Genomic DNA, 24,705 nt, shown 5'->3' on the forward strand with positions numbered 1-24,705 from the left:
TTTAGTCAATGGTCGCTAGTTTGAAGTTGTCAGTATTAAGCATTCCTACTATAGACTGCTGACTTTAAACTATTGACTTTTTATATTTCTGTTTTTTGTTTAAAATCGCTTTCAATAAGTTCTTTTACATAATTTGCAAAATCTCCTGCTGTAAACGATCCAATATCTCCTTTGCTTCTCGCTCTTACTGAAACAGTTTTTTCTGCTTCTTCTTTTTCTCCTACCACAAGCATGAAAGGAATTTTGTTCATCTCATTATCACGAATTTTCTTGCCTATCTTCTCGTTTCTATCATCAACAAATCCACGAATATCAAAATTACTCAATAAATTTAATACATTTTGGGCGTATTCGTTATATTTTTCTGAAATAGGAAGAATTGCGACCTGGTCGGGCGTTAACCATAAAGGGAAACTTCCGGCACAGTGTTCAATTAAAACAGCTATAAAACGTTCCAGACTTCCAAAAGGCGCCCTGTGGATCATTACCGGACGGTGTTTTAAATTATCGCTTCCGGTATATTCTAATTCAAAACGCTCTGGTAAGTTATAGTCTACCTGGATGGTTCCCAGCTGCCACTTTCTTCCCAAGGCATCTTTTACCATGAAATCCAGTTTTGGGCCATAAAAAGCAGCTTCTCCGAGTTCAGTAACAGTTTTCAGTCCTTTTTCTGCGGCAGACTCAATAATTGCATCTTCTGCAAGTTTCCAGTTTTCGTCAGAACCAATGTATTTCTCTTTATTTTCGGGATCACGTAGAGAGATTTGCGCGGTATATTCTTTAAAATCCAGAGCATTAAACACGTGCATCACCAGATCAATTACTTTGCAAAATTCTTCTTTTACCTGATCGGGACGCACAAATAAATGCGCATCATCCTGGGTAAAGCCCCGTACACGGGTTAAGCCATGCAACTCCCCTTTTTGCTCGTAACGGTAAACAGTTCCGAATTCGGCAAAACGCACAGGCAGGTCTTTGTAAGACTTTGGTGATGATTTATATATTTCGCAGTGATGCGGACAGTTCATCGGTTTTAAAAAGAATTCTTCGCCCTCATGCGGTGTTTTAATGGGTTGAAAAGAATCTTTACCGTATTTTTCGTAGTGACCTGACGTGATATATAGTTCTTTTTGCGCAATGTGCGGAGTTACAACCGGAAGATAACCGGCTTTTAACTGGGCTTTTTGCATAAACTGGATCAATCGCTCGCGCAGCATGGCACCTTTCGGCAACCATAATGGCAAACCAAGACCTACTTTTTCTGAGAATGTAAATAATTCCAGTTCTTTCCCTAATTTACGGTGATCACGTTTCTTTGCTTCCTCCAATAAAACAAGATATTCTTTCAAATCCTTGTCTTTAGGAAAAGTAATTCCATAAATACGCGTTAACATTTTATTTTTTTCATCGCCTTTCCAATATGCACCGGCAATGTTTAAAATTTTAGCAGCCTTAATAAAACCTGTTGATGGGATATGTGGTCCACGGCAAAGATCCGTAAAATTGCCTTGTGTGTACAAAGTAATATTACCATCGTCGAGACGCTCTAACAAATCTAATTTGTACTCATCACCTTTGTCTTTGAAGTAAGTAATGGCGTCATTTTTAGAAATTTCTTTCCGCACATATTCGTTATTCTGACGCGCAAGCTCTAACATTTTTTGCTCAATTTTTTCGAAATCGGCAGGAGTTAAAGATTGTCCGTCAAGATCCACGTCGTAATAAAAACCATTTTCAAGTGGCGGTCCTACCCAAAACTTTACACCGGGATACAGGGCTTCCAGTGCTTCGGCCATAATATGTGCAGATGAGTGCCACATGGTTTCTTTACCAAGCTCATCGTTCCACGTTAACAAGTTTACAGAAGCGTCAGAAATGATAGGGCGTGTTGCATCCCAAACTTCGTTATTTACTTTGGCGGCTAAAACGTTTCTTGCCAGGCCTTCGCTAATGCTTTTAGCGATTTGCAGTGATGAAGTTCCTTTTTCATATTCGCGAACAGAACCATCGGGGAGAGTTATTTTTATCATAAATGTTATTTACCTGCAAACAACGCAGGTTTATTTTTCAAGAGTAAAGATAGGAAATATTTCGCGTAAAAATTCTTTGATTTATTTTAACTCATTTATGAGAGCATTATTTTATTCTTAAACTCATTTTTGGCCGCTGCTTATGAAAATATTCCTTTGGTACGAAACGCAATGATCATACGAGTTTGATTTAGACTTTTACAGATTGAGGGGTTGAAATTTTGAGATTTGACTGAGAACAAGGGCTAACAAATATTAACAGCGAAGCACGCAATAGCCTGAAAAATCAGGCGTTTGCCATTTACAGAATTTATATATCTTCACACTTTACATTTTATGGGAAATTATATTTTTTTACTACTGGTTATAGCCTCCTTTTTTGGACTAAGTAAGTTATTTGCAAAAGCCAATGTGGAGAGCTGGAAAGCATGGATACCGATCTACAATTTTTATATGCTCGCCAAATTACTCGATAAGCCTTGGTGGTGGTGCCTTATCATGATCGTTCCGGGTGTAAATATTCTTATGTATGGTGTTTATGGTTTTAATGTTGCCCGCGCCTTTAATAAACCCAGTAACCAGGATCTTTTGTTTGCTTCTATTTTACCCTATCTCTTTTTTGTGAAAATTGGATTTGATGATACGGCGAAATTTGTAGGTCTGAGTAAATTTAAAATTGAACCCAGTTCACTGATAAAAAACTGGATTGATCCCATTGTTTTCGCTGTGATTGCGGCTTCCATTATACGTGGATATTTTATTGAAGCTTTTACTATTCCTACTTCTTCTCTTGAAAAATCTTTGATGGTAGGTGATTTTCTTTTTGTAAACAAATTCGCTTATGGTCCGAAAATACCACAAACTCCTTTGTCTTTTCCTTTTGCACACTCAACCCTTCCTTTAAGTGAGACTAAGAAATCTTATCTTGAGTGGATAAAGTTGCCTTATTTTCGTTTACCTGGATTTGGTTCGGTTAAAAATAATCAGATAGTTGTTTTTAATTATCCCGATGGTGACACCGTTGCGCTTATGCAGCAAAATGCCAGCTATTACCAATTAGTAAGAGACAGAGCGCACGATTTAAAAACTTACGATAACAATTCGCACCCTGATAATTTTTATATGGGACGGGCGTGGGAAGATATTAATGGCGCACAAAAACCTTATGGAGAAATTACATCGCGTCCGGTTGACAAAAGAGATCACTATGTAAAACGCTGCGTTGGTATTGCTGGTGATAATTTTGAGGTACGAGATGGTCAAGTTTACATTAATGGAAAAATGCAAGGCATGCCAGAACGTGCACAACATCGCTACATTGTAAAAACCAACGGGCCTGTTTTTGGTGAAAACAGTGTTACTCAAAAAAACACGCATGCATTAAGCAATTATACGCTACTCGATGAACTGGACATTTATGTGTCGGAAGCAGGTAAAATTGATGGGGCACCAAACGACACCAATTATTACGACCTCAATATGCCTTTGGATGTTGTTGAAAAGGTTAAAGCAATTCCCGGAGTATATTCTACGAAGCTGAAGATTGAACCGAAAAATTATTACGATTACCGTGTGTTCCCTCATCATCCTTCTTATGCCTGGAACAATGATAATTTTGGTCCTTTATTAATTCCGAAAGCCGGATTAACTGTTCAAATTGACACACACAATGTTTATTTGTATCAAAAAGCAATGAACACATACGATGATGGAATTCATACTGTAGAAATAAAAGGTGATAAAGTTTATTATGATGGAACTCCGATTACCAGCTATACCTTTAAACAAGACTATTATTTTATGATGGGAGATAACCGTCATAATAGCGCTGACAGCAGAAGCTGGGGTTTAGTACCGTATGATCACATTGTAGGATCACCTTTCTTCGTGTGGTTTAGTATGAAATATTCTGAGAACAATCCTATAAGTGGAAAGTCTGTTTTGGGATCTTTATTTAAAAACAGTAAAGAAGGTAAATTCAGGTGGGAGCGTTTCTTATGTTACGTTCAGGATGGTAAACTTCATTCGGTAAAAATTCCATTTATATTAATCATAGTAGCTATCTGGGGTTTTAGTAAATGGAATAACAGACGCAAACTGAAATTAAAAGAGCAATCGGTAAAATAAAACACATATTCGATTTTGTAATCCGGATCAGGTGGTTTATTAGCGCATTTATTGCCCTGGGATTATTTTTCGTTCTTAAGAAATTTGCATTTGATGTTGTAAGAATTAATAGTTACGACATGGCCTCTACCTATAAATTTGGCGATGCTGTACTAATAAAAAAAGCTATAAATACTTATACTGCAAATGAGGTCATCTATTTTGAATATCCTATAAAAGATAGCCTCATTACAAGAACTTTCGTATTTCAACGCATTGCAGCTTTACCGGGGGACACCCTTGAAGTGGCCGATAAACTGATTTACCGCAATGGTCGTGAATTAAAAGATACCACCACTGTAAAACACAATTACTTTATCACGACAAAAAGTAAACGACCACAAACTATTTTCAAAATGTATTATGGTTTAACGGAGGGCGGACAAGTTTCGGATGAATTTGATTACTGCTATTCCCTCACAAATATAGAATGTGAACGCCTCAGAGAAGATTCTGCGATTAAGAGTGTGGTAATGAAAACGGAGAAAAAGAATACTTTTGATGAAACCTGTTTTCCCGGAACGGTTCATTATAAATGGAATATGGATCACTATGGAAAAGTATATATTCCGAAAGTTAATGACACTTTGCAATTGGACAGCATCTCTTTAAATCTCTACTATGACCTTATTTCGCAACACGAAAAAAATAATTTAGAGATTCGTCACGATAGTATTTTTATAAATGGGGATCTAACTAAAACTTATGTCGTAAAGAAGAATTATTATTTTGTAATGGGTGACAACCGCGATAACTCAAATGATTCGAGGGTATGGGGATTTCTACCAGAAAATTGCATTCTTGGAAAAGTAATAGCTACGGTTAGAAGAAAATGAAAGTCCTTTTGAGTACTGCCTATTGGCCCAATCTCCATTATTTCTGTTATGTATTGAATTCAGATTCAATTTACATAGAGCAATTTGAAAATTACCAGAAACAAAGTTTTAGAAACAGAACGCAAATTCTCACCGCGAACGGAGCATTAGATCTTTCAATTCCGGTAAAAAAAAACGCTCCTAAGGAATTTACAAAAGACATCACTATCTCCTACCAGGAAAAGTGGCAGATCAAGCATTGGCGGGCTATTACAAGTGCGTATAAAAACTCTCCCTACTTCGAACACTTTGAGAGTGAAATAGAACCCTTTTATACGCAGGAATTTGAAAATCTTTCTGAATATAATTTTTTGCAACTGGAGACAGTTCTTAGAATTTTAAAATTAAAAAAGGATCTTCAGTATAGCAGTGCCTATATCAAAACGCCGGAGAACCTTTTAGATCTGAGAGGAGCTATCCATCCGAAAAAAGAGTTTAAGACGGATAGTTTAGTGATTGAAAGGCTAAATACCAGTTACTATCAGACCTTTGAAAATAAGTTCACCTTTGTTCCTAATTTGAGCATTCTTGATTTAATCTTTAACACGGGTTTAGAGACTATAGATTATTTACAATCTTGATCCTATTTTTTAAGTGTGTATTCAAAAAATGTTTTGTTTCCTACTTTATCCTGCACTTCCAGTTTAAACTGCAATAAGCCCATAGGCGTATCTTCATCAAAATAATAGGTAAGCAAGTCTGTTTTGGCGTCATACTCCGCTACTACCCAACTGTTGTTCAGCCAAAGATTATACTTTCCTATTCCACAGCCATTATCGGAAATCGCGAAAGAAAAGGAATCCATCATCCAGGCGTCCTTTAATTTTTTATCAGAATAGTTCATACGAACTTTGGGAGGAACCGTATCCAGACTTAAATAAAATTTCCCTAACTCTCTGACGCTATAAAAAACAGAATCGTTTCGATACAGTGGAATGGCCTGAGAACTAGAGCCTTTTAAAAGTACTTTTTCACGGTTATTCCAATAAACAGCGGGCAGTTTAAAACCAAGAGTAATATTTTGTTTTAAACTCACATTAGGTAACAGGCTTAGTTTTCCGTCGATCTCGAGCGTGTTGTTTATAAAAAAGGAAGAGGAATAAAAAAGCACTTTGGGAGGGATAGAAATGGTGAGGTTATTTTTATCACTATCAAATTTTTGTGCACAGTTTACAAAAATATCACCGGCCATCTCCTGGTTTTTGAAGCTATTAATTTGTCTGGCCTTTAAATAAAATTGTAAGGGACTAGCATTGCCGGATTCGTCCGTGAAAATAATTTTTATCTTTCTAAAAGCTGAGTCAGTAAGAAAAGTCCTGCCCTTGTTTACAGATGGACCAAAAAGACCTTCCGGATAAATGGTAGGTAAAAACAATTTTTGGAATTTATTCTTTCCAATGTTATCGCTAAAAACATTAATGAAGCGAGACTCATCGAAAGCAATATTATTTAATTGATGTGAGTATATTAACGTATCGTCCAGATAAATTCGAACCGAAAAAACATTGTTTGAATTTCCATTGGGATAACACCTGTCGATTCCTGAAAAAGCCAGGCCAACAATGGATTGATTAAGGATAAGATGATCCTCTTCCAAAATCAGAGTATCTTTTCTCACTGATTGAATTTTGCGAGTGTTCATTAAAACAGGCTGCGTTGTGTCTGAAAGATTGTAAAACGCAATAGCATGAATTTCAGGCGAAGTACGATCAGAGATTCGAAAAAAGCCGAGTGGGTTTAACGGGATCTCGGTTAGTTCATCACGAATTTCAAAATGAAGATGTGGTCCGGTAGAACCTCCGGTATTGCCGCTCAGGCCTATAATTTCATTTCTTCTTACATACACCGACCTTGGCTTTGGTGTAAAGTCGATTTCAAAATTCTGAACGGCATATTGATTTTCTTTTGCAAGATTCGCGATCTTCATACTAAAAGCATTCAGATGAGCATAAACACTTACCTTGCCATTTGGGTGCGTTATGTAAACACATTTACCATAACCGTAGGGACTCACACGAATTCTAGAGACATAGCCTTCCTCTATGCTATAAATTGGTAAGTTTATTTTTCCACTGGTAGTAAAATCAATACCTGCATGAAAATGGTTGGGACGTAACTCGCCGTAGTTAGCTGTAATTACCCCGGGAGAATCAATTGGCCAGACGTATCGGAAAGGACTTTGAGAAAAACAGAAAACGGAATTTAAAAATGCAACAACCGCACAGATAGATGATCTAATTATACTCTGCATCGTTTAAGACGGAATGGTTTTAGAAGGATCTGTATTCTCTTTAAGTTCTTGTTCGGAAACCTTTTCGAAAAAACATGAAAAGAAAACAAAAAACAACACTCCGGCAGAGGTTTGCAACATACTTTCTACAAGGAAATTTAAGATAATTAGGAAGGCAAAAATGCAGAGCAGAAAATTGCGATCACGAAATCCTTTAAATACAGCCCCGAAAGTCATTAACGCCAACACTGTAAATCCTACAAGTCCAAGTCCTATAAATGTTTGAAAAAACTGGTTATGGGCATTAAAATGGTGTTCATACGCACCCGTTAAGCCATTGTCTCCATAAGACTTAGTAAGTTTGTCGTTAGCATCACCAACTCCTGTACCGAAAATAAAATTGTCTTTAATCAGTTTTACAGACTCTTTCCAGATCAGAATTCTTACCGTTGTGCTTTCAGAAGAAGTTTTATCAATATTTTCGAGGGAAGCTGGATTTAAGGAGTTGAAGCGATTAAAGGGTGCAGGAAATATTTTTACTAAAAGAAAAAGTACAACCAAAAGCGTTGCGCCTACAGCAAAAATTCTTTTTAAAGTGAAATGTTCTTTGAATTTATAGATCATGAGCAATGGCATGGAAATAAAAAAGCTAATAAGGCCGAGTTTAGACGAGCATAAAAAAATGCTGGTAACAAAAATAGAAATGAAAAAATAAGAACTATAGATAACGCTCTTCTGTGTCTTAAACCATTCGTTATAAAACACAACCACAAAAATAATTGCCAAAAGCAAATACATTGCAAAATAAGACGCGTGTATAAAATCGGAAAAGAGTGAATAGAAAAAGTAGTCTGATTGTCCGTTAAAAGCGTAAAGAAAGGCTCTGGCTATAAGATAGAGACAGGCAAAAAAGCAGCCGGAAACAAAAGCAACTACACAGCGTTTCAGAATTTCTACCGGCCATTTAAAACAGAAGAATAAATAGGGGAAAATAAAAAAAGTCAGTTTTATTTCAATGCTAAATCCAGCTTCTACTTTATTTTCAGAAAGCAACGCGCTGGCAACTGTAAGGAAAAAAAAAGAAAAAAGCAGAATGAGTTTTCTGTTCATAAAACCTTTTTTCAGTGTTTGTTTATCGATGTTCAAAAACGAAGAAAGAAACCAAAGCGCAGCAAGGAGCGATAAAACAAGAGATCCAAAAGGAAGGCAGAAGCAGAAGAGAACCGGAAAAAAATAAAAAAGTTTCTGCTTAAATGTTACTTCCATTGTATATGATTAAAGTATAAAGATAGACTTTGCCGGACTATAATTCCAGTAATTGACGATAGAATTTCTCAGCAATAATTTCACGGTTAAAATTGGCATTCACGAACCGGCGACCATTTTCACCCAGTTGTTGTGCTAAGGTCTTGTCACTTTTAAGGTCTGAGACCGCTTTTACTAGTTCTTCCACATTCTCAGGTTCAAAATACATGCCGCACTTACCCTGAGTGATAAACAGTTGCCTCGCTTCTCCGTCCACTCCAAGCAGAACCGGAATTTCCATAGAGAGATTTTCAAATAATTTAGAAGGGATTGCTCCAAGGAAAAGATCTAATTTTCGAAGCGGCACAATAGCGGCGTCAATATCTTTAAGAACTGAAGGCATTTCTTTTTTAGTAACGGGATCCAGGAAAACCACGTTGGAAAGAGAAAGTTCTTCCTTAAGAGCCTGAAGCCGGGGTTTCTCAGGGCCACTTCCCATTAAAACAAATTTTATATCTGGCGTTGAACTAAAAGATTTCGCGGCATTCAGAATAACCTCTAATCCCTGCGCTATACCAATAATGCCTGCATATAAGAAGATAAAATCACTTTCAGGGAAACCATTTTTCGCTCTCCAATTGGCTTTAGAAATCGTTGCAGGATCATAATATTTAAGATCTACGCCGTTGGGTAACCAATAGGTTTTCACCGAAGGAAAACGCTTATTGATATTTGCGCAAATACCCTGTGTTTGTCCTGTAACAAGAACTGCCCTTTTGTACAGTCGTTCTTCGAGATTATACGCCAACTTTAAAAGGTATTTATTATTTACGACACCTAATTTTTCGGCGCTCTCTGGCCATAGATCACTCACGTTAAAAATCAGTTTTGCTTTTTTGCGTCGCGCCAGGTACAAAGCCGAGTATCCCAAGAACAAAGGTGGAGACTCGCAAAGCAGAAAATCGAAACTACCCAATTTTTTATTTCCAATTCTTGCACTTGACCAGACAAAAGAAAAATAGTTGCGTAAACGATTAACAATCGATTTACTTTTCGATGCGTAGATTGATGAACGATGAACCTTTAGCCCTTCCATTTCCTCATAGAAGTAATTTTTACCCTTGTATGTTTCGTAGATTTGCATCTGCGGGTAATTCGGCATTGCAGTTAAAACCGTAACATCCACTCCCGATTTAAACAAACGCACAGCCAATTCAAACAACCTGTTTTGAGGCGCGCCCACTTCCGGAGGAAAATATTGCGTAAGAATTAAAAGTTTCACGTTCAAATTTAACACAATCCCGCAAATTATCAAAACTTAAAATGACCGAAATCCATCAGTTTAATATTGGATTATCGGTAATATAAATATATATTTGAAGTAGTAATGATCAAGCGTAATAAAGAAAAAGAAATTATCAGCTACATGAAACAATTTCCTGTAGTTGCCATCATTGGCCCACGACAAAGCGGTAAAACAACTCTTGCGAAACAACTTTATTACACAAAAAAAAGCACTAATTTATATTTCGATCTTGAAAGTCCCGCTGACCGGAGCAAATTTAATAACCCGGAATATTTTTTAAGTTCTTTAAAAGCGCAAACCATTATCATTGATGAAGTTCAGCGCATGCCTGAACTATATGCTCTGTTACGTTCGCTGGTAGATAAAAAAAAGATAAAAGGCAAATATCTTTTATTAGGCTCGGCATCACCGCATCTAATACAGGGCGTTTCAGAAACTCTTGCCGGGAGAATAGCTTATACAGAAATTGACCCTTTTAATTTAACGGAGATTTACAACAAACCAGCTGATATAAATAAACATTGGTTCCGGGGAGGCTTCCCTGATGCCTGGATGGCAAAAAACGAGGAACAATGCTTTCAATGGTTAAATAATTTTTTCAGAACTTTTATCGAACGGGATCTGAACACTCTGTTTGGAGTTACTTTTTCTGGCGACCTCATGTTTAAGCTTTGGAGAATGTTGGGCCATTTTCATGGAAGTGTATGGAATGCTCAATCTTTTGCAAAGGGGTTGGATGTTAGTCCAACTACTATTAACCGGTACATCGAGTACCTGGAAGGCGCTTTTATGCTCAGAAAACTTCCAGCTTATGCTACAAATGCAAAAAAAAGATTGGTAAAAAGTCCAAAGGTTTATATAAGAGACAGCGGAGTACTTAATTACCTCACCAATATTCATTCTTCGAAGGAGATGTTTTTTAATCCTGCTATAGGCAATGCCTGGGAAGGATATGTATTGGAACAAATCATTCAGTTATTGCCTGCTACAATTGTTCCCTATTTTTACAGAACACATGATGGCAGCGAAATGGATCTTGTATTGGTTAAAGGGATAAAGCCAATTGTATGCATTGAGATAAAAACAAATAATGAACCCAATCTTACCCGAGGGTTTTATGAATGCCTGGAAGATTTAAAATGTAAAACAGCAATTGTAATTACACCCTATCAACAAACGCCGTATGCCATTGCTGAAAACATAATGGTATACGGTCTTCATGACTTTCTAACTACAAAACTCCCTCAAATACTAAAACTAAAATGACCGAAAATCATCAGTTCAACTGACGATTTTCGGTCATTTTGTAAGCGCATCGTAGAAAGCTTTATGTATTTTTCCACGTATTCCCATCTTTGCAAGCTTGTTTTCGTCAGCGTTAGGATACACACGGTTACTTAAAAAAACCACCACTAAATTATTTTTCGGATCTGCCCAGGCAAAGGTACCTGTAAAACCACTGTGGCCAAAACTTTCAAGACTGCAATTAGAAATTACAGGGCTGTCTTTTTTCAAATCACTTTCCGGTTTCTCAAAACATAAACCTCTTCTGTTACCAGGGCAAAATCTACAGCTTGTAAATTCTTTTACGACATTACTATCTAAAACACGCACGCCATTCAGCTGTCCCTTATTTAAATATAATTGCATAACCTTTGCAACATCCATCGCGCTTCCGAACAAACCCGCATGTCCCGCAACGCCCCCCATCATAGCCGCTCCGGGATCATGTACATAGCCCTGTAGAATTTGTTTTCTGAATTTTTCATCGTTTTCGGTTGGTGCAACCTGTGTTTTCGAGAAATAGTTCAGCGGCCTATACGTTAAGCTTACTCCGATCTTAAAATAGATATCCGCCACGTATTCATTTAATTTTTTCTGGCTTTGTTGCTCAATAATTTGCTGCATAAAATAATAACCTACGTCACTGTATAAATATTTTCCAGGACTTTCGAGTTTAGAATCTACGATGCGTTTATAGATAGAATCATTAAATCCTTTGAAAATAAAGAGATTTTTAGCAACCTGAGTTGGATATTCTTCTGATTTTGTCTTAGCATAGATCCCGGGTTTATAGTCTCCTCTGCGGTCGATAGTTCTGATGTAAAATGGAATAGTGGCCTGCAGGCCAGCCTGGTGAGATAATACATCCTCTATTAAGATATTTTCTTTGTCGGTACCCTTTAAATAAGGTAAATAAAATCCAAGTGTTTTTGAATAGTCAAAATTTCCTTCGCTGCGTAATTTCATAAGTGCGAGAGAACTAGACATAATTTTCGTGAGACTTGCCAAGTCGTAAATCGTTCCGTTATCTACTTTTTTAGAATCAGAATTGTAAGTGAATTTTCCGAATGATTTTTGATAGATTACCTGGCCATCTTTTAAAGCTACGATTTCACAACCTGGATAAGCTTTTTCCTGTATTCCCATAAGAGCAATACTGTCGATCATTCCAAATTTCTTTGCCATGAAAATTTCTTTCACATAATTTTTTGTTTGTGCATCAAGAGGTTCCAGCGTGAGTCCGGACTCGCTTTTAAATTGATTTGTACTCACAGGTAACTTCCCATTCACACGACTATTTCCCATAATAGCGTTTGCTGAAGCCCGTAAAAGAGAAGGGATGTATTCATAAGCCACAATAATGGCTTTAAAATTTGAAACAGGTGGCATTTTATTTAAAAGGTAGGGATTGGTCATCATTACTAAAACGGTGGGACGCATTTTAGAAATGGAATCGACTAATCTTAAAGTCTGCTTTCCTACGCCATAATTATTATCTGCTTTTAACGTAGCCTTGTTTATCTGCAGAATAACCAGATCTGTTTCTTTAATTTTTTCAAAAGCTTTTACAATCTCAGCAGGTTTGGCATCGTGTGTTAATCCAATATGCTCCACATAGGCGTAATTTTTTAAAGTACTTCCCAATGTATTTGTTTCTTCCACACCAAAAGAAACTTCCGCAATCCTTATACTATCTGTTCCTTTAAGCGGAAGAAAATTATTTTCATTTTTTAGGAGTGTGATAGAGGCCTCCGCTAATTTTTCATTCAGATCTTCGCTTTGTTTTGTGTTTAATTCTTTAGTAAGATTTCGCGTCACAATTTCCTGCTTACTATTTAAGCCGCACCAGTATTTTGCTTTGAGAATTTTTCTACAACGTTCGTCAATTTCTTCCTGCGTAATTTTACCTTCTTTTATTGCTTTCGTAATTTCATCCAAAGCTATTCCCACATTTCCACTAAACAATAAAACATCATTGCCTGCCAAAAGTGCCTTCACATCAACTATTCCCGGCGCATAAAATTTAGCTACTCCTTTCATGTTGAGGGCGTCGGTAAAAATCAAGCCCTTGTAGTTCATTTTTGTTTTAAGAAGATCGTTAACCACATTTGGTGACAAAGTAGAGGCCAGATTCTTAGTAGTATCGAGACTCGGAATATTTAAGTGAGCAACCATAACGCTTGATAGTCCGCGATCAAACAAGTAATGAAAAGGATATAACTCTAAAGAATCTAATCTCTCACGTGTATGTGTAATGGAAGGCAGTGTGTGATGCGAATCGCTATCCGTATCACCATGTCCCGGAAAATGTTTCCCGTTGGCCATCACCTGTTCATCCTGCAGGCCTTGCATATACATGAAAGCTTTTTGCGCGACTTTGTATTTGTTCTCCCCAAAGCTGCGCATACCTATTACAGGATTTAAAGGGTTGTTATTTACATCTGCTACTGGCGCAAAATTCACGTGAATTCCTAAACGTTTGCATTCCTTCGCGATTTGTTTTCCCATCTGGTAAATCAGTGAATCGTTCTGAATGGCACCAAGCGTCATTTGTTTAGGATACCGCGGTGTTGAATCCAGTCGCATAGCCAGGCCCCATTCTCCATCAATACCGTAGAGTAAAGGTGTTTTTGCGATGCTTTGAAAATAATTTGCTAATTGTCCCTGTCGCACCGGTCCACCCTGCATCCAAATCAATCCACCGATGTTGTAATTTATAATGAGTTCCTTTATTTCCTTTACATGTTTTAGATCTTTGTTACTGTATGCTGCAACCATGAATAACTGACCTAAACGTTCCTTAGGCGAAAGGGAGTTAAAAACGGAATCCACCCATCTGTTTTGAATGGAAATAAAATCAGGGTCTTTCTTTTTTTGAGAAGGAGGGATAAATGCTACCATGACAAAGGTCACCAGCACACAAAGCGTTCTAAAAATGCGATTCATTCCCCTAAAGTTAGGGCTTATAAAAGGTGCGCATTCAGCGCTCCTGTTAATGTTTTTAACAAAAGGGACTTGATTTGTTTTTTTTAACGAAAGCGCTTATCGCTCAAGAATAATTTTTTTTGTTACTTCTTTATTTCCCGATTTAATTTTCACGAAATAAAGTCCGGAAGAATAATCAGAAAGATCAAGCTTAGTAGTTGGTTCACTGTTATTTTCCGCATTAAAAATAAGCTGACCCATCGCATTATAAACACTTAAGTCAATTACCTTGTGATTGGGATTACTTAGATGAAATATTCCATTAGAAGGATTGGGACTTAGTATAAGATCGTCTGCCAGAAGCAAGCTTTCCATACCTGTAGACGTTGAAACTAATTTTCGTACGAGAATATCATCAAGATAGATGCCATCTTCCTCTGTATAAAAGTCTGAATTTAACGTAAACCGAATCTTAACATTTTGTCCCAGATATGCCGAAAGGTCTATCTCCTCTTTTACCCATTCGTCCTGGCGGCCGTCGTAGAGCGGATATGTTCCACCGAAAGATGCAGGAGAGGTTTCATATTTTCCGCAGAGAGGATTAAAACTTACTCCATTATTTGTACTTATCTGTATTTGCGCTTCATCAAAAGTTTTTTCGATTGCGAATTTTATGTAGAACTGAAGATGTGCATAGATGGCATTTTGAAGATTCAATTGATTTTTTGTTGTAATGCTTTTGTGGTCGTTTTCTGCGTAATCCATTCCCGGACTATCAGTTATACAGGATGGTGCAGAAACATAAGTAGATTGTTCTATGCCCCATGAACCAACAGTATCCATATTTGCAACAGCAGAATTTCCTATATCGTTTAATAGTGTTACGGGTGATCCAGCTATTTTTGTGATGGTATCGTTGCGAGTAATTGAACCATTGTTCACGGAGAGAGCATATTGTATTTTCTGACCTTGAGAAAGGCCACCAGCTAAGACAAACGAAATAGAATCTACCAGAGTTTGATTTTGCGCTGGTGAAGAATAAACCTTTGATGAACCAACAGCTGCAATTCCTGAAGTGAGAGGAATAACGCTAACCGTGTAGTTTCCGCCTGTTAATCCAAGACGCTGTACTTTATAGTTAATGTAACCACTTGAAGAAATAAACTGATCTTCTTCATCATAGATTTTCGCATAGTTTCCAGCTAATCTTGCCAGGTTATAATTTTGACTAAAGGTGGTTTTACATATATCTACAATCCTGTTGGAAGCCGGCCAGAATCCATCGTTGTAAGTTCCGGCTTCAGGCGTCATTGCCATTATTTTTGGTTTCGAAATTTGTTCGCCATACATCCAGTCATCACTTCCTCCATTGGTAAGATAATGAAGCGTTTGATAGCAAGTACCGTAAAGAAATCGTGTATCACGTGTAAGCAATGTCCCCCAGTGCACATAGGTAGCGCTATCGGGTGTGTAGATGCTGGGAAGGTGTCCAAATGGATAAATAAGAACATTACTAAAAGTATGGGCATTTAATGCATTTTTAAATTGACGTGAATTGCAAAAACTTTGCATTGCTTGTGTTTCAGGCTCACTGAAAGGACCTGTGCCGCGGTACACATCACTCGATGTATTTGGAGAGGACCCCAGATTGTCGTAGCCCCAGTTTAATCCGTAATTTCTATTTAAGTCAACACCGTATGTAAAATCTGCATTGAGCCGGCGGTTACGCCTCCACATACCACCACCATTTGGATTGGTAGTTTGATTGTAATAATAACCGTCAGGATTGACGCAAGGCACAAAAAACAATTCAGAGTTATTTAATGTTTCCTGGATATCCGGATCGGTTGCGTAGTTCTCCAGTAAGTACCACATGTAAAAAATTAACTGCGACAAACTCGCGCCTTCCCGGGCATGATGCAGCGCAGTGTACAACACTTCACTTTCATTTTCATCACTGTTCGGGTTATCGCTAAACTTCACATACCAAATATTTCTTCCTTCAAAACTTTGAGTGCTACTAATAGGCTGTTTTGCTTTTACTAGCGAAGGATACAATAAAGCCATACTATCCAGAATATTTTCCATTTCCAGTAATGTAAAATATCCCCCCATACTACCGAGGTGAAAATGAGCCGGCACTTTTACATCAGGAGCATTGCAAACCCCTGAAGGTCGTCGTGCCGATAGGACGGAAGCGTTACGGGCCTCATAAAATCTGGCCAAATCATAAATTACTATTTTGTACGGGATAGAATTATCTTTCAGGATTTTTATTTCAGTTTCACTAATTTCTGTTTCAATTCCCCCACCCTGGTTATGACTGTGATCGATAGTAATTCCGAGTTCCTGAATTTTTTCGCGCATTGCTTTGTCAGCGGGAATTAAGACGCGATGGTATTTTTCAGTTTGCGAAGAAGCAGCTAAAGCGTTTAGAAAAAAGAAAAGAATGAGAATTTTTTTCATGACATTTATTTTATTCCTAAGTTATGAAAAACAAAGCTCCACATATCAGAAAATTCATCTATTTGTTTGGAAGTGGGTTTACCCGCTCCGTGTCCAGCATTCACATCGATTCTAATGAGCATAGGCTGCGAGCTTTTATTTTTTTCCTGCAAAGTCGCTGCAAACTTAAAAGAGTGTGCGGGTACAACACGGTCGTCGTGATCGCCCGTTAAAACAAGTGTGGCCGGATAATTTGTTTCTTTAATATTATGAAGCGGTGAATATTTTATGAGACAATCAAACTCTTCTTTGGTTTCGCTGTTACCATAATCTACAGACCAGGCACGACCAATCGTAAAAAGATGAAAACGCAACATATCTAAAACCCCTACCGTTGGCAGAGCCACTTTACAAATATCCGGTCTTTGGGTCATAACGGCGCCAATAAGCAGGCCACCATTACTTCGACCGTGAATTGCTATTTTATTATAAGACGTGTATTTTTGAGCAACCAAATAATCACATGCAGAAATAAAATCATCGAAGACATTTTGTTTTTTGCACTTTGTACCTGCTTTATGCCAGTTCTCGCCATACTCGCCACCACCGCGTAAATTGGGAACACAGTAAATGCCTCCAGCTTCCAGGAAAATAGATCTATCGATCCTGAATTCAGGTGCTATTGAGATATTAAAACCTCCATATCCGTAAACGAAACAAGGCGTTTCAGGGTTCATCTTTACATCTTTTCGACGCGTAATAAACATGGGTACTTTTGTACCGTCTTTACTTGTAAAAAAGACCTGTTCAGTGATGTAGTTTTCAGAAGCGAATTTACAGTCGGGTTTAAAGATCAGTTTACTTATCCAAGTTTTTGCATCTAAAAAATAAGTTTGCTCTGGCGCTGTAAATTGGGAAACGCTATAAGTTGCAAAATCATCTTCCTTATCCGTATTAAAACTATTTAACCTGCAAAGGCCCGGAAGTTTTATTTCGCGTTCCAGTTTGCCATCCAAATCGTAACAATAAAGTTTTGAAATCACGTCTGAAAAGTAATTCACAAGAAGTTTGTTATTACAAATTCTTGCCCCTTCGAGAGGGTTTACCGACTCAGGAATCAGGGTTTTCCAGGCTGAAGGATTTGTATTTTCATAAGTGAAAGAAACCAATTTATATTTTGGAGCGTCTTTGTTCGTTGTCATGTAAAAGACATTTCCTATATTCTCTACAACCGAATATTCAGAATCGAAATTGCTGGAAATAATTTTAAACTCAGCTTTAGGGTCTTTCAAATCCTTCACCATCAGCTTCTCTCCGCTGGTACTTTGACTTGTGCTCACAAATAAATAATTCTCATCGTCCGTTGTAAAAGCACCGAAATTATAATCCGGATGATCTTTGTCCTCGAAAAATAAAATATCTTCTTCCTGGCTTGTACCAAGTTCGTGAAAGTAAACCTTGTGAAATTGGTTGCTCTGCGAAAGCTCGCTACCCGTAGGTTCAGCGTAACGGCTGTAGTAGATACCATTTCCCTTCCAGCTCATACCGCTAAATTTCACCCATTTTATTACGTCTGGCAGGTCTTTTTTAGAAACAATATCTTTGAAATGAATCTCCACCCAATCGCTTCCCGCTTTCGAAATTCCGTAGGCTAAAGTTTTTCCATCTTTAGAAATAGAGGTGCCGCTCAGGGAAATCGTTCCATCAGCGGAAAGTGTATTTGGATCTAATAGAATCTCTCCTTTATCCTCCAAATTCTTCATTATGAATAAAACACTTTGATTTTGAAGACCATTGTTACGGTAGCAAAAAAAGAAGTTTCCCTTTTTAAAAGGAGCTGATTGCTTATTGTAATTCCATAATTCTGTTAAACGCGTTTTAATTTTCTCCCGCGAGGGTATGGTTTTTAAATAAGTCTCAGTGATGACATTCTCCTGTTTTACCCAAGCTTCTGTTTTTGGACTTCTATCATCCTCAAGCCAGCGGTAGGGATCTTCCACCTTAGCTCCAAAATACATGTCGCTAACATTTTCTTTTTCAGTTTTAGGGTAATTAAAGCTGCTTTGCGCATTTAATAAAGGATTTATCAGTACAGACATACAAATAAGTGTGACTTGTTTTTTCATCTTGTGAAAAGTGAGTTGTTAATATGTAAATAAAGTAAGCGAAAGAGGCAAGCCTTGCAGGCATATTTTTGTAAATGTAGATGATTAAAGTTGGATTTTCAATATCGCGACAGGCAAAGCTTTTGGGCGTTAAGTTTGTTTTTGCACTTGTCTTCCTGTCAACTTTTATAAACGCCCAGCCTCCGCAATTTAAAGCTTACAACTATATTGAACAGTACTCGCAGACGGCCATTCGCCAGATGGTGTTGTATAAAATTCCGGCGAGTGTTATTTTAGCGCAAGCTATTTTTGAAAGTAGCAGCGGCACCAGTATGCTCGCTAAAAAATCGAATAACCATTTTGGAATTAAATGTCACGCTGGATGGAGCGGTGATACCATTGTAAAACATGATGACGAGCTGAATGAGTGTTTTAGAAGTTATGCAACTACTGAAGACTCGTATAAAGATCACAGCCTGTTTCTAATTTCCCGTCCCCGATATGCGGAGCTTTTTAAACTTTCTGTTTATGATTATAAAAGTTGGTGTATGGGTTTAAAAAATGCTGGTTACGCTACCTCTCCAACTTATGCTTATCAATTAATAAAACTTATTGAAGAGTTAAAACTCTATGAGTTGGATGGAGCAGAAATCTTATGTACCGAGATTCGCCGACTGGAAAAGGAACCTGAAATTAAATTTTCAAAATATACAGGAAAAGGATTTTCAGTTCGTGATCTTTCCCGCTCAGGTTGCTTGTGGCTTGATGCAGAAGATATTACCGCGCGGAGTCTTGACTTTATTGTAAACAAGGAAGTGCGTTCAGCCACCATTGCCGGCAATTAAAATTCCACCTATTATTTTTCAATTTACACTCTGCTAATTCCCTATAATTACTACTTTTATAGCTCAAAAAATCAGTATTTATGGAATTCAGAATAGAAACAGACACTATGGGCGAAGTGAAAGTACCTTCGCATGTTTATTGGGGTGCACAAACAGAAAGAAGCCGTAACAATTTTAAGATCGGACCTGAAGCAAGTATGCCAAAAGAAATTATTTATGCTTTTGGTTATTTGAAGAAGGCAGCTGCGATGGCTAATCAGGACTTAGGAGTTTTAGCAAAAGAAAAATGCGATTTAATAGCAAAGGCTTGCGATGAAATTATTGCTGGAAAATTAGATGACCAGTTTCCACTGGTTATCTGGCAAACAGGATCAGGCACGCAGAGTAACATGAACGCGAATGAGGTAATTGCTTATCGTGCTCACGTTATGAATGGGGGAAATTTAGCAGATGAGAAAAAAGTTTTACATCCGAATGATGACGTAAACAAATCTCAATCAAGTAACGATACTTACCCAACGGCTATGCACATTGCAGCTTACAAGCAAGTAGTAGAAATTACAATTCCAGGTTTGGAAAAAATGCGTAACTCCTTGCATAAAAAAGCAGAGTCGTGGAAAACTATTATTAAAACAGGACGTACCCATTTTATGGACGCTACACCTTTGTCGTTAGGACAAGAATTCAGCGGTTACGTTCAGCAAATAGATATGAGTATCCGTGCTTTGAAAAATGCGCTGGAGGCTGTGAAAGAACTTGCACTCGGTGGAACAGCTGTAGGAACAGGATTAAATACTCCAAAAGGATACGATGTACTTGTTGCTAAAAAAATTGCAGAGTTAACAAATCTTCCTTTTGTTACTGCTCCAAATAAATTTGAAGCTTTAGCTGCACATGATGCAATGGTAGAATTAAGTGGCGCTTTAAAACGCACTGCAGTTGCTTTGATGAAAATCGCGAATGATGTTCGTATGCTATCATCAGGACCACGTTGTGGAATCGGCGAAATTATTATTCCTGACAACGAACCAGGTTCTTCTATCATGCCTGGAAAAGTAAATCCAACGCAACCGGAAGCCATGACAATGGTTTGCGCTCAAGTTATTGGTAATGATGTTGCTGTTTCTATCGGTGGTTCTATGGGTCATTTCGAATTAAATGTTTTTAAACCAGTAATAGCGGCTAACGTACTGCAATCTGCGCGTTTGATAGGCGATGCTTGTGTAAGTTTTACTGAAAAATGTGCTGATGGCATTGAACCGAATTTACCAGAATTGAAAAAACACCTTGAGAATTCATTGATGCTAGTAACTGCATTGAACACTCACATCGGTTATGAAAAAGCAGCGAAAATAGCTAAGACAGCACACAAAGGAAATAAAACCTTGCGTGAAGCGGCAATAGAATTAGGCTATGTAACGAATGAGCAATTTGACCAATGGGTAAAACCAGAGGATATGATTGGAAGTTTGAAGTAGTCTTCGTAATCTATTCATGAAGCCCTTTCATAAAAATGAAAGGGCTTTTTTTCTGGCTGACTGAGAATGTCTCACTGTCAGGCATTCATAAATAAGAACTGGTATCCATCTATTTTGTAAGTATAATTTTTCTAGTTGCTATTACAGCTTCTTTTGAGATCACTTGCAAAATATAGATTCCCGGTGAAAAATTATTCAAATCTATTTTATGGATTTCAGATTGCATTAGGTCCAATTCTTCTCTCATTAAATATCCTGTAGGATTTAACACTCTGTATTTTAAAACGGCAGGCTTTTGTGAATCCCATTTTATTTCAAAAACTCCGTTTGAAGGATTAGGAAACAAAGAGAAAGAATCATTTAATTTATTTTCTTTAAGCCCCACATAAACTACGTCGATACAACCGTTCCGTTGAGTTATATTATTTCTTACAGCACTTTTTAAAATAATTGCATTGGAACTCCCTACGGTAACCTGTGTATAATTTTCAACCGCCGGATTAAATACAATCTGTGAATCATTAACACTCCAGGCTTCCGAGCAATAGCTATCTTGAAGTGAATCGATTCTTACAAGACCAATTTGGTCTGGAACAATTGATCTATAAGCAAGAAAAGGGCCATTACCAGAAACAAAATAGCCTCCGTTTGAACCATTTGCAACTGTTGTTAAATACGTTATACCTCGACTGCCCGAAACAAATTTACCAGAGGTATCAACACTTATTATTGCAGATTCGTCGAAGGTCAAAAAAAGTGATTTATCTTTCGCTGGCTTAATCTTGTTGCCTTGCGGATTAAATGGATCGAAATATGTGTGAATATCATATTCAGTGACACTTATAACCGATCCATTGATATTTGTAATCATTAGTATAGGTTTGTCTGAGATCAAATAAGAATAAATTTTAGAGCCAGCGATTAAGATATCTGCTATGCAAACGAGCGAAGCTCCCGGCTGATTATAACTTTTACACCACGATACATTTCCTGATTTATTCAACTTGACAAGGCATCCTTTTCCTCCTTGTATAGATCCGGATAAAATAAATCCGGAATCTGGCGTTTGTTTTACTGAACGAAAAACAGTGGATGTATCGCCAACTTTAATCGTTTTACTCCAGATCAAATTTCCATTCTTGTCAAGACGCGTTACAAAAGAATTTTCAGATTCAAGTGGCATATATCCGCAAGTAACAACTCCTGAATCGATTGTGGAGCTTATGGAAAAAGGAGAAAAATATTGATATGTGGAATAGGAGAGTTGACGCGACCAAATAATTCCACCATGTGAATTGATTTTGAGTATCACTGGATTACTTATTCCATAAGGTTGATTGGCCAAGGCATATAAAGTTGTATCAAGATTTACGATAAGATCTACTATAACGTAACCAGAATCAATGGATTTATTCCATTTTAAATTACCAAGAGAATCTGTTTTAAGAAGGATACTGGAAATGTAGTTTTTTCCGGCAATTAAACATCCTTTATCGGAAGTACCTACCAAAGGACCACTATAAATTCCGGATTGATCTGAATTTTGATAAACTTTCGCAATAAAATTTTGCGCCTTTATGTTTAAAAGAAATAATAATTGAAGGGATAAATATAAATATCTGAAGTAAAGCATAACTTGATTTCTGGGTTAAGTAAAGGTATTACAATTTCTGAATTTTTAAATTAAATCTCTCAAGTCTGATTTCCTTTCAACTTAATATTTGAACTAACGAAAACTGAAATCGATTCTAATAAAGCAAAAAGAAATTAGGTAATCATTTACAAAACATCGAATTCGTTTTAAACACCCGGATGAGTTGGTAGGTAAAACCAAAAAACCCAGAATAAAATTGGAATATTTAGAAAGAAATTAATAACAGTTTGAATGTAGACTTTTACATTTCTTTAATATTCCCTTAAGATTCGGGACTGATACTGTAACTAAATTTGCAGGTAAATTGTAAGTACCCTTAACATGAAAATCAAAGTCATTCCCGTTTCAACAGTCGAAGTAAAGCATGCACCCTTGTTGAGCGACATAGAACAAAAGTTAACTGAATTTTTCCAGTCTAAAAATTACGGAGAAGATCTTAAAGAAGTTTATATAGGCGTAATTGCAGTAAAACCAAACCTTCAGAGATTTTATAAAAATCAAAAGCCTGAATACATCTTTGATCGTAAAAACTACGTTCGCAATACCATTTCCAATTCTGTTAACAGAGCTTTGAAATATTATATCAATCTAAATTTTGAGCTTTTTAATAATGCAAATGAAGCGGAAGCAACTGAAATGCTTAAACAAGAACTTCTTAGCTCCATGAGTTTATTCGATCGTTTTAAAAATAAAATCAAGGATTTTAATGTGCTGCCTTTCAAACAAGACATGAAGCTCTTTTTTGAAGAGATGACTGGTCCTGCTATTTTAGCTTCCTAATTCTCATAAAACTTCAATTTTTAGTACTCTTGAAGCGATTTTCCATTCGTAAGCTAACTCTTTTCTATTTATCCTTAATCCCTTATTAAGTTCTATACCTCCTATCCGAAATCTTAAATCCTCCACGGTATCGGACTTTACAAGCGTATAAATTTTAATTGTGAAAATTCCGGTTTTACTCATAGGAATTAGCGTAGCATACATATCTTTAGAAAGACTATCTTTTTTTTTGAGAGCTTACAAAGTCATACTTTTTAATCATAGAATCATTTAGGCATTCATCAACATATATATTTATGTATTTAGATTCGGGCGAAGGAAGATCAAACATAAAATAATTAACACCTGCCATATTCATACTTTCACTTAGGACCTCTGAATCTTTAACCGTCGCGATCTTAATGGAGTAATTTTGTCCGTAACTTAACTTCATTAAAAAGAGAATTCCAATTAGGATCAGTTTATTTTTCATGATTTTGGGATATGTTTAACAAGGTATGAATATACTAGTCTTAAATAAAAAGCTTATTTCTGCAAAACATAGCAAGGTTATTTCTGAAATGCAGCTAGTTTTTATATACCCCATAAGTTAATCATGACAAAAAAGGACGGAGCCGTTTTGATTCCCGATGAAATTATTTCGAATCAGATATATTTAATCCGAGATCAGAAGGTGATGCTGGATAAAGATTTAGCTAAATTGTATGAAGTAGATACTAAAGTTTTAAAACAGGCCGTTAGACGAAATCCTGATCGCTTTCCTGAAGACTTCATGTTCGAGTTAACCAAACCAGAGAGCGAGTCTTTAAGGTCACAATTTGTGACCTTAAAGAGAGGTGAACATATTAAATATCTTCCTATGGCTTTCACTGAGCAAGGCGTGGCAATGCTTTCCAGCGTTCTTAATAGTAGAAGAGCTATTTTAATTAATATTCAAATTATAAGACTTTTCACAAAACTTAGAAGTATGCTAAGTGATAATACGGAAATTCGGCTTGAAATAGAGAAAATCAAAAAGAAAATAAACAACCATTCGAAGAACATTGAACTAGTGTTCAAATACCTTGACGAACTTATTGAAAAAAAAGAAAATCCTAAGCCAAGAAAAAAAATTGGTTACAGTATGAAAAATTAATTCGAAATTATTTTACCTTCTCTACCCAATCTCCATGTTCGCGGATGGGTTCAATGAGCTCGTCTACAGCAGTTTCGCTGATTACATTTTTTTAATCACTCTTGCCTTTGTACAAACTGACCCCTCCTTAACGAGCAATCTGAGTAGAGTGGTGAACGCTTCAGCATAAAGAAAATTCGAAACCGGGAAAGAAAACAGGATT

18 protein-coding genes are annotated in these 24,705 nt (G+C 36.9%); 8 read left to right on the plus strand and 10 right to left on the minus strand.

Features of this window, described 5'->3' with window-relative positions; translation table 11 throughout:
• Positions 1 to 80 precede the first annotated feature (80 nt).
• Positions 81 to 2,030 carry a threonine--tRNA ligase gene (locus tag CNR22_02760; protein ID PBQ30737.1) on the minus strand — a complete coding sequence of 650 codons (1,950 nt, stop codon included), beginning with the start codon at positions 2,028 to 2,030 and terminating at the stop codon, positions 81 to 83.
• Positions 2,031 to 2,366: 336 nt separating this feature from the next.
• On the opposite strand from CNR22_02760, the gene CNR22_02765 reads away from it, so the two are divergent.
• Genes CNR22_02765 through CNR22_02775 form a run of 3 tightly spaced genes read left to right on the plus strand, consistent with a single transcriptional unit; the run spans position 2,367 to position 5,652 of the window.
• Positions 2,367 to 4,157 carry a hypothetical protein gene (locus CNR22_02765; GenBank protein ID PBQ30738.1) on the plus strand — a complete coding sequence of 597 codons (1,791 nt, stop codon included), beginning with the start codon at positions 2,367 to 2,369 and terminating at the stop codon, positions 4,155 to 4,157.
• Entirely contained in the window at positions 4,133 to 5,032 is a 900-nt protein-coding gene (lepB, locus tag CNR22_02770) for a signal peptidase I (protein PBQ30739.1), read from the plus strand. Before CNR22_02765 ends, lepB begins: the two co-directional genes overlap by 25 nt.
• Positions 5,029 to 5,652: a hypothetical protein gene (locus CNR22_02775; GenBank protein PBQ30740.1), complete on the plus strand. Its 624-nt coding sequence runs from the start codon at positions 5,029 to 5,031 to the stop codon at positions 5,650 to 5,652. Before lepB ends, CNR22_02775 begins: the two co-directional genes overlap by 4 nt.
• A 2-nt stretch (positions 5,653 to 5,654) precedes the next feature.
• Here CNR22_02775 and CNR22_02780 read toward each other — a convergent pair whose 3' ends face one another.
• Genes CNR22_02780 through CNR22_02790 form a run of 3 tightly spaced genes read right to left on the minus strand, consistent with a single transcriptional unit; the run spans position 5,655 to position 9,828 of the window.
• Positions 5,655 to 7,322 carry a hypothetical protein gene (locus tag CNR22_02780; protein ID PBQ30741.1) on the minus strand — a complete coding sequence of 556 codons (1,668 nt, stop codon included), beginning with the start codon at positions 7,320 to 7,322 and terminating at the stop codon, positions 5,655 to 5,657.
• 3 nt (positions 7,323 to 7,325) lie between these two features.
• Positions 7,326 to 8,567, minus strand: coding sequence for a hypothetical protein (locus CNR22_02785; protein PBQ30742.1), 1,242 nt, complete (start codon positions 8,565 to 8,567; stop codon positions 7,326 to 7,328).
• Between the two features lie 37 nt (positions 8,568 to 8,604).
• Positions 8,605 to 9,828 carry a glycosyltransferase WbuB gene (locus CNR22_02790; GenBank protein ID PBQ30743.1) on the minus strand — a complete coding sequence of 408 codons (1,224 nt, stop codon included), beginning with the start codon at positions 9,826 to 9,828 and terminating at the stop codon, positions 8,605 to 8,607.
• A 105-nt stretch (positions 9,829 to 9,933) separates the two neighbouring features.
• Between CNR22_02790 and CNR22_02795 the strand changes: the two genes are divergently transcribed.
• Complete coding sequence (locus CNR22_02795) at positions 9,934 to 11,118, plus strand: ATPase (GenBank protein ID PBQ30744.1); 1,185 nt, start codon at positions 9,934 to 9,936, stop codon at positions 11,116 to 11,118.
• Positions 11,119 to 11,151: 33 nt separating this feature from the next.
• Here the strand turns inward: CNR22_02795 and CNR22_02800 are convergent, their stop codons facing one another.
• From CNR22_02800 to CNR22_02810, 3 genes are all read right to left on the minus strand, one after another.
• On the minus strand, positions 11,152 to 14,082 hold the full coding sequence (locus CNR22_02800) for a hypothetical protein (protein PBQ30745.1): 2,931 nt from the start codon (positions 14,080 to 14,082) through the stop codon (positions 11,152 to 11,154).
• Between the two features lie 96 nt (positions 14,083 to 14,178).
• Positions 14,179 to 16,527, minus strand: a complete 2,349-nt coding sequence (locus CNR22_02805) for a hypothetical protein (GenBank protein PBQ30746.1) — start codon at positions 16,525 to 16,527, stop codon at positions 14,179 to 14,181.
• Between the two features lie 5 nt (positions 16,528 to 16,532).
• Positions 16,533 to 18,632, minus strand: coding sequence for a S9 family peptidase (locus tag CNR22_02810; GenBank protein ID PBQ30747.1), 2,100 nt, complete (start codon positions 18,630 to 18,632; stop codon positions 16,533 to 16,535).
• An 80-nt stretch (positions 18,633 to 18,712) separates the two neighbouring features.
• On the opposite strand from CNR22_02810, the gene CNR22_02815 reads away from it, so the two are divergent.
• Together CNR22_02815 and fumC are read left to right on the plus strand one after the other, a co-directional pair.
• The gene (locus CNR22_02815) at positions 18,713 to 19,456 is read left to right on the plus strand and encodes a hypothetical protein (GenBank protein PBQ30748.1); all 744 of its coding nucleotides are present in this window, start codon (positions 18,713 to 18,715) and stop codon (positions 19,454 to 19,456) included.
• Between the two features lie 80 nt (positions 19,457 to 19,536).
• Positions 19,537 to 20,934: a fumarate hydratase, class II gene (fumC, locus tag CNR22_02820; protein PBQ30749.1), complete on the plus strand. Its 1,398-nt coding sequence runs from the start codon at positions 19,537 to 19,539 to the stop codon at positions 20,932 to 20,934.
• A gap of 109 nt (positions 20,935 to 21,043) precedes the next feature.
• Here the strand turns inward: fumC and CNR22_02825 are convergent, their stop codons facing one another.
• A complete protein-coding gene (locus CNR22_02825) occupies positions 21,044 to 22,567 on the minus strand; it encodes a hypothetical protein (GenBank protein ID PBQ30750.1) in 1,524 nt (507 codons plus the stop codon).
• 342 nt (positions 22,568 to 22,909) lie between these two features.
• On the opposite strand from CNR22_02825, the gene CNR22_02830 reads away from it, so the two are divergent.
• Complete coding sequence (locus CNR22_02830) at positions 22,910 to 23,368, plus strand: hypothetical protein (protein ID PBQ30751.1); 459 nt, start codon at positions 22,910 to 22,912, stop codon at positions 23,366 to 23,368.
• A 3-nt stretch (positions 23,369 to 23,371) separates the two neighbouring features.
• Here the strand turns inward: CNR22_02830 and CNR22_02835 are convergent, their stop codons facing one another.
• On the minus strand, positions 23,372 to 23,572 hold the full coding sequence (locus CNR22_02835) for a hypothetical protein (protein ID PBQ30752.1): 201 nt from the start codon (positions 23,570 to 23,572) through the stop codon (positions 23,372 to 23,374).
• Positions 23,573 to 23,585: 13 nt separating this feature from the next.
• Positions 23,586 to 23,840, minus strand: coding sequence for a hypothetical protein (locus CNR22_02840; protein PBQ30753.1), 255 nt, complete (start codon positions 23,838 to 23,840; stop codon positions 23,586 to 23,588).
• A gap of 123 nt (positions 23,841 to 23,963) precedes the next feature.
• Between CNR22_02840 and CNR22_02845 the strand changes: the two genes are divergently transcribed.
• Positions 23,964 to 24,503: a DNA-binding protein gene (locus CNR22_02845; GenBank protein PBQ30754.1), complete on the plus strand. Its 540-nt coding sequence runs from the start codon at positions 23,964 to 23,966 to the stop codon at positions 24,501 to 24,503.
• The last annotated feature ends 202 nt before the right edge of the window (positions 24,504 to 24,705 follow it).

Source organism: Sphingobacteriaceae bacterium, from assembly GCA_002319075.1.
Classification (GTDB): Bacteria; Bacteroidota; Bacteroidia; order B-17B0; family Aurantibacillaceae; genus Aurantibacillus.